Here is a 6,065-nt window from a genome sequence, read left to right as displayed (position 1 = left end):
GAGGGCTCCAGCGGCTCGGGGGCCTCCGGGGGCTCGGGGGCCTCCATGGGATCCGACGGCCCCGTCGGATCCGGGGGTGGTCCGGCGAGCGGCTCGATGGGCGTCTCGGCGGCCGTCGCCGCCTCCCCGGCCGTGGCCGCCACGGAGCCCGACGTCGCCGGAGGGCCTGCCCGACGCTGACGAGGGGGCTGGTTTGGTGATGGCGCGGAGGATCGGTTAATGTCTCACCGCACGCCTACCGGGGGACCGGGCGGTGGTGAGTGCGGATGTAGCTCAGTTGGTAGAGCGCAACCTTGCCAAGGTTGAGGTCGCCGGTTCGAGGCCGGTCATCCGCTCGGAGGGCAACCGCCTTCACGGTGGAGTGGCCGAGAGGCGAGGCAGCGGCCTGCAAAGCCGCGTACACGGGTTCAAATCCCGTCTCCACCTCTGGAGAGCCTCGGCCGGAAGGCTGCGGCCCACAGGGCTCGGGCGATTGGCGCAGTGGTAGCGCGCTTCCTTGACACGGAAGAGGTCACTGGTTCAAACCCAGTATCGCCCACCAGCACGGCAAGGCCCCTGACCAGCGGAGACGCCAGGTCAGGGGCCCTTCGTCGTCGGGTCGCGTGCTACGCACGTGCTATCCCGATCGGTCTCTGGCACCCGTTTCGACAGGGAAGGCCAGCACATGACCACCACCGCACTCATCCGAAAGATCCGCCAGGAGGTCGACTGCTGGGTTCACTGCCCGCGCGTCGAGATGGCGTGCCGGCTGTCCAGCCTCGGCCTGTTCCTGGGTGACCTCGCGTCGCGGATCTGCGACGACGTCCGGCCGCTGCGCGAGGACCGCCTGCTGGTCAGCGACTTGCCTGAGGTCGCGTCCGCGTTCGACGATGGCCAGGTCGCCTCGTTCATCGACACGCTCGGCAAGGACCGCCACGCCGAGGTGGCCAGCACGGGCCGACCACTCGTCGAGGCACTCCTGGTGCTCGCCAGCGGTCACCCGTGGCGGGAGCACGCAGCCGAGGAGTCCGAGGCCTCGGAGGTGGCCAGATGAGCCCCAACACGCCCGACCGTCTCGGCTTCGGCCGTGCGATCTCCGAGGCGCTCGAGGTGTCTGGTCTGACGCGTCGGCAGGTGGCCGGGCGGGCCGACATGTCGACGTTCACCCTGCGCCGGCTGATGCGCGACGGCGGGAAGCTGAACGCTGACCAGTTGGAGGACCTCGCCGACGCGCTCGGCGTCCCGCTCATGAACCTCGTCCAGATCGCCTGCAGCTTCAAGCGGCTCGACGGTCTGGCGGCGACGGCTCGTGAGCACGGTGTGGCGTCGCTGCCTCGCCACTACCAGCGGATGCGGTTCGCCTCCGGCGGGCCCGTCTACGGCCGGTCCAAGGACGGGCAGTGGGGCGACACGTCGCTGGACCGGCCGCCGATCACCGACGAGCAGGTCGACCAGTGGCTCGCTGACGGGGTCGTCGTCCTCGTGCGCACCGTCCGGCGGTCCTCGCCTCCGCTGCGGGTCACCCGCCAGTCCGAGGCCGTCGTCAGGTCGCTCGGCGTGGGCGCGGGCGCGTCATGAGCGCGCGGCCGGTCGATCCCCCGTACGACCCCGCCCTGCACGAGCGGATGTTGACGACCGCGACCGTCCTCGCCAGCGTTGCCATCGAGTGGGTTCGCGGTGACGCCACCGAGGAGGACGTGCGGCGCTACGCGCAGCGCGCCGCGGACGCCGAAGACGACTGGAAAGCGTCCGTCGGCCTCCCCGTCGAGTGCCGGGCGGAGGTGGCCTCGTGATCGGCGTGTGGGTCCTCGCGGGTCTGCTCGTCTGGCTGGCGCTCGGGCTGGGCATCGCGCTGCTCGTGGGTCGTGTGGTGCGGCTGCGGGACGCTCAGGGGCCGACCAACGTCCGGCACCTGAGCGAGGCTCCAGGGCACCCAGGGGTACGCGCTGAGTGCGTACCCGCAGCCCGACAGTCCGCGCACTCTGCAGATCCTTCTGTCCCGTCCCCGGTGACCTCAGCAGTGCTGAGGTCGTCCTCCCGGCCGCGGACGGACGCCGCGTGACCGACAGCCCGCGGCCGACGCATCGACCGCGACATCGAGCCGGGCCCACCTCGTGCGAACCCTCGCTCTCAGCGAAGGTTCGCAAGGGTCTCCACACTGTGGATACCCCTCACGTCGGCGTCGAGCCCATCCAACGTCTTCGGAGCCCTCAGCCGGCCGAAGCGCAGGGGTACGCGTTGTCGTGTACCCCTGGCCTGAGGGTGGGCGCGAGACGCCCCACCCTTCCCATCCAAGCGTCGAGGGCCTCGGCACCCTGCTGACCCCCTGTCAGACCTCACCGACACGATCCACCCATCCAGTTCACCAACGGCAAAGGAGCCGGGGCATGACTCCGAACGGCAGGGCTATCGAGACGCTCGTGGTCGACCGGTGCACGGTGCTCATGCAGCCCATCTCCCTTGACTACAACGGAGCGTCGGCCGCGACCGGGTACTCGGCGGACGTGATCCGGCGAGCAGTCCGGGCCGGTGACCTCATCCCGCGGTACGTCTCCGTCGACGGGAAGACCTCGACGAAGCCGGTCATCGAGTACGACGAACTTCTTCGCTGGGTCCGGGCCGGCGCCACGGAACGGTAGCGAAGGCGGGAAGGGAGAAGATCGCTGGTCGGCTGTCAGCGGCCAGCGATACAACAAGACGACAAGACGACAGCCCCGGCCGGTGTTGGAGCACCGGGCCGAGGCCTAGACCGATTCACCTCTCACGAAGGAGAACGATCATGAGCAAGAATCATGCCCGCAAGGGCAGTCAGCCACACGGCAAACCGCAAGTCCGCGTTGAGGCTCACAAGCTGTGGATCCACTCGGACCCGGGCGCGACCACCGTCTGGGCGACCGAGCCCGACCTGAACTGGGTCATCACGGAGGGATTCCGGCGTGTCCGCATCCCCGGAGTGGCCAACGAATCGGCAGGTCAGGTCGTCGTCCTTGTGGATGTCGAAAACGGCATTCATGAGGTCTACACCAACCATGACTGGCGCCTTCACGACGCGGGCGTCACCTCTGAGCGCGAGGTCATCGACGAGGCCATCCGTGCCCTCCAGACGGTCCGCGCCGGCATCGAGCAGGCGGAGACAGGCACCGCGGGGGTGACACGATGAGCGAGGGCGGGGTCGACGCCGGATCGGACTCGCGGTCCTTCGTCTTCGACCCTGGCCTCTTCGTCGGTGACGACGGCCACCTGGCCTTTCACCCCTGGGTCTACAGCATCCCGATCAAGGACGCGGAGGGGCTCCTGGACATCGTGGACGGCAATGACCAGTCAAGCCCTCTCGGAACCAAGTTCGCGGCCGAGGTTCGTGCTGAGATCGTTCGCCAGGGACTGCGACGGGGGCCTATCGCCGCTGGTGTCGGCATGTCCCCCAGCGGGTTCTCGCGACGACTGTCGGGATCGCGAGACTTCACGCTCGCCGAGGCTGAAGCCGTCTCGGGAGCGCTCGGCCTGAGCCTCATGGAAATGATCGCCCGCGCCGAAAGGCAGGCGGGCAACCCCTCCGGCACCGGGAGGAGCGCGTCATGATCGAGCGCTACTTCATCGAGGACGTCGCGGCCCGGTGGCAGTGCCACCCGCAGTCCGTGCGACGCATCGTCCGGTCCGGCGATCTACGGGCCGTGAAGGTCGCTCGCCGCTGGATGGTGACCTCTGATGACCTCGCCGCCTACGAGGAGTCCCGCGAGAATCGGGCGCCCATCCGTCGGCGTCGGAGGCGAGCGCCATGACCCTGGAGGATCTCCACACGCCCGACGCGGTCGCCGGCATGCTTGGGAAGTCCCGCGGCTATGTGATGGAGCGGGCCGCAAAGGGGGAGTGGCCCCACCTGAGGATCGGCAGGACCGTCCGGTTCACCGACGAACACGTCAGCCAGATCCTGCACCTGCTGGAACAGACGCCCAGGCAACCCGCCGAACAGCCTCCAGATCCGTGGGGCCGCGTCCGCCGGGGCTCGCGATGACCGCAGACGGCATGGCGCGTCTCAATGCCAACCAGGCCCGCATCGACGGGTTCGCGCTGCTGCGGGCTGCCGACAAGGCCGACCATGAGCGGATCCGGGTCCGTCGCCGGATCGGAGCAAAGGTGCATGAGGTGATGACGGTCCGTGGCGTGACGGTCGAGCACTTGGCGACCGAGCTGCTGACCTCCGAGGGCAACCTGTGGAGGCGGCTGTCCGGGGCAGCGGACTTCAGCGCCAGCGACATCGTCCGCATCGCTGAGGCACTCGGTGTTCGACCCGGGCTACTGGTGGACTGACGCATGGCGCGTGGCGGCACACTCGAGTGGACCCCCGGACCAGACGCGAAGCCGGTCCAGGGGCACGCTCAGGCGGTGGAGGACATGAGGGAGTGGGTGACGTGGCTGCAGGCATCGGGGACGCCGACGACGACGATCGGTCTGCGGAGGTACTACGTCGTGCGGCTGATCCGTCACTTCCCCAACCGTGAACTGCGCACCCTCACCACGTCCGACCTGCTGGCGTGGCTAGCGGCCCAGAACTGGTCCCCGAACACCCGCAAGGCCGCCCGCAGCGCGCTACGCAACTTCTACGGCTGGCTCGCCCACACCGAGCGGATCCCTCGATCGCCCGCGCTGGAGCTGCCGGTGATCCGCGTCCCCCGGGCCAGGCCGAAGCCGACCCCAGAGGACGTCTATCGCGAGGCGCTCGCCACCGATGACGCGCGGGCGCGGCTGGCGATCCGGCTGGCCGGCCAGTGCGGGCTCCGACGGGGAGAGATCTGCAAGGTCCGCGGCGATGACATCGCCCAGACGCCTTCAGGACCCAGCCTCAGAGTCGTCGGAAAGGGCGGTCACGCCCGTGACGTCCCGCTTCCCGAGGATCTCGCCGAGGAGATCACCGAGCACGGCCCAGGATGGCTATTCCCGTCCCCGTCAGCCAGGGGTGGGCATCTGACGCCACATCATCTGGCGAAGATCGTGACGGCCGCGCTGGGCGGAGAGGCGTGCACCCATTCGCTGCGTCACCGGGCCGCGACGATGGCGTACGCGGGGACGCGCGACCTGCGGGCCGTGCAGGAACTTCTCGGCCACTCACGGCCGGAGACGACCGCCGGATACGTCCTGGCGCCTGACGACACGATCCGGGCCGCCATGATGGCCGCGGCCCGATAAGACAACCCCGAAGCCCAACAGACGGGACCACCGTGACCCCTCCGCGCGACATCAACGAAGCCCTCCGGGGATGGCGGCTGCACAGCCTCGCAGCGGGCCACTCTGCCCGGACCATCACCTCCCGGGAGTACACGCTCCGACGCCTCGCACAGGACGTGGACCCGCTCACGGCCACCCACGACGACCTCGTGGAATGGCTCGCCGGGCTCACCGACCACCGGACCGGGAAGCCGGTCACCAAGTCGAGCAGGGCCACCTACCGGGCCCAGGTCCGGGCCTTCTACGCATGGATGCACGCCTCCGGCCGACGCGAAGACGACCCCGCGGCCGGACTCCCGCAGAACAGGATCCCCCGAGCCCACCCACGGCCCCTCAGCCGCCAGGAGGTCGACCGCCTCCTCGACGCCTGCTCGTCGTCCCGGGCCGCCCAGACCCGCGCCTACGTCCTGCTCGCCTGCTACGAGGGTCTACGGGTCCACGAGATCGCCAAGGTGCGCGGCGAGGACTTCCACGGGGACGTGCTGCGCGTCCAGGGCAAAGGTGGCTTGGACGCGACCCTGCCCGTGCACCCGAAAGTCGCCGAGCTCGCCGCCACCATGCCCCAGCGCGGCTGGTGGTTCCCCTCCCCGCTCGGCGCCAAGCTGCCCCACGTCCACCGCGTCAGCGTCGGACAGGCCATCACCCGGGCCCTCGACCGGGCCGGGATCCCCGGCACGCCACACGCCTGCCGACACTTCTACGGCACCCAAGTCCTCGCCAAGTCCGGCGGCAACCTCCGCGTCACCCAGCGCGCCATGAGACACGCCGACATCCGCACCACAACCATCTACACCCTCGTCGCCGACGAGGACGTCCAGCACGCAGTCACGAGCATCTGACAGCCCACAGACCGCCAGGCCCCT

11 protein-coding genes and 3 tRNA genes are annotated in these 6,065 nt (G+C 69.6%); all 14 read left to right on the top strand.

The window, feature by feature from the left end:
* Window positions 1-262 precede the first annotated feature (262 nt).
* Window positions 263-335, top strand: a tRNA-Gly gene (locus BN12_RS04665).
* A gap of 20 nt (window positions 336-355) precedes the next feature.
* Window positions 356-426 (top strand) — tRNA-Cys (locus BN12_RS04660).
* Window positions 427-466: 40 nt separating this feature from the next.
* Window positions 467-541 (top strand) — tRNA-Val (locus BN12_RS04655).
* Window positions 542-664: 123 nt separating this feature from the next.
* Window positions 665-1,033 carry a hypothetical protein gene (locus BN12_RS04650; RefSeq protein WP_048550476.1) on the top strand — a complete coding sequence of 123 codons (369 nt, stop codon included), beginning with the start codon at window positions 665-667 and terminating at the stop codon, window positions 1,031-1,033.
* The gene (locus BN12_RS04645) at window positions 1,030-1,557 is read left to right on the top strand and encodes a helix-turn-helix domain-containing protein (protein ID WP_048550474.1); all 528 of its coding nucleotides are present in this window, start codon (window positions 1,030-1,032) and stop codon (window positions 1,555-1,557) included. Before BN12_RS04650 ends, BN12_RS04645 begins: the two co-directional genes overlap by 4 nt.
* Window positions 1,554-1,772, top strand: coding sequence for a hypothetical protein (locus tag BN12_RS04640; RefSeq protein WP_048550472.1), 219 nt, complete (start codon window positions 1,554-1,556; stop codon window positions 1,770-1,772). Before BN12_RS04645 ends, BN12_RS04640 begins: the two co-directional genes overlap by 4 nt.
* 594 nt (window positions 1,773-2,366) lie before the next feature.
* Window positions 2,367-2,618, top strand: a complete 252-nt coding sequence (locus tag BN12_RS04635) for a hypothetical protein (protein WP_048550470.1) — start codon at window positions 2,367-2,369, stop codon at window positions 2,616-2,618.
* A 140-nt stretch (window positions 2,619-2,758) separates the two neighbouring features.
* The gene (locus BN12_RS04630) at window positions 2,759-3,139 is read left to right on the top strand and encodes a hypothetical protein (RefSeq protein ID WP_048550468.1); all 381 of its coding nucleotides are present in this window, start codon (window positions 2,759-2,761) and stop codon (window positions 3,137-3,139) included.
* Window positions 3,136-3,558, top strand: coding sequence for a helix-turn-helix domain-containing protein (locus BN12_RS04625; RefSeq protein ID WP_048550466.1), 423 nt, complete (start codon window positions 3,136-3,138; stop codon window positions 3,556-3,558). Before BN12_RS04630 ends, BN12_RS04625 begins: the two co-directional genes overlap by 4 nt.
* A complete protein-coding gene (locus BN12_RS04620) occupies window positions 3,555-3,758 on the top strand; it encodes a helix-turn-helix domain-containing protein (RefSeq protein WP_048550464.1) in 204 nt (67 codons plus the stop codon). The genes BN12_RS04625 and BN12_RS04620 overlap by 4 nt, the downstream gene beginning before the upstream one ends.
* Window positions 3,755-3,991 carry a MerR family transcriptional regulator gene (locus tag BN12_RS04615; protein ID WP_048550462.1) on the top strand — a complete coding sequence of 79 codons (237 nt, stop codon included), beginning with the start codon at window positions 3,755-3,757 and terminating at the stop codon, window positions 3,989-3,991. The genes BN12_RS04620 and BN12_RS04615 overlap by 4 nt, the downstream gene beginning before the upstream one ends.
* On the top strand, window positions 3,988-4,287 hold the full coding sequence (locus BN12_RS04610; protein WP_157635347.1) for a helix-turn-helix domain-containing protein: 300 nt from the start codon (window positions 3,988-3,990) through the stop codon (window positions 4,285-4,287). The genes BN12_RS04615 and BN12_RS04610 overlap by 4 nt, the downstream gene beginning before the upstream one ends.
* Before the next feature lie 84 nt (window positions 4,288-4,371).
* A complete protein-coding gene (locus tag BN12_RS04605) occupies window positions 4,372-5,163 on the top strand; it encodes a tyrosine-type recombinase/integrase (RefSeq protein ID WP_235432534.1) in 792 nt (263 codons plus the stop codon).
* A 32-nt stretch (window positions 5,164-5,195) separates the two neighbouring features.
* Window positions 5,196-6,041 carry a tyrosine-type recombinase/integrase gene (locus BN12_RS04600; protein WP_048550458.1) on the top strand — a complete coding sequence of 282 codons (846 nt, stop codon included), beginning with the start codon at window positions 5,196-5,198 and terminating at the stop codon, window positions 6,039-6,041.
* Window positions 6,042-6,065: the final 24 nt, after the last annotated feature.

The sequence above is a fragment of the Nostocoides japonicum T1-X7 genome, from assembly GCF_001046855.1.
Classification (GTDB): Bacteria; Actinomycetota; Actinomycetes; order Actinomycetales; family Dermatophilaceae; genus Nostocoides; species Nostocoides japonicum.
This window is presented reverse-complemented; position numbering and strand designations above follow the sequence as displayed.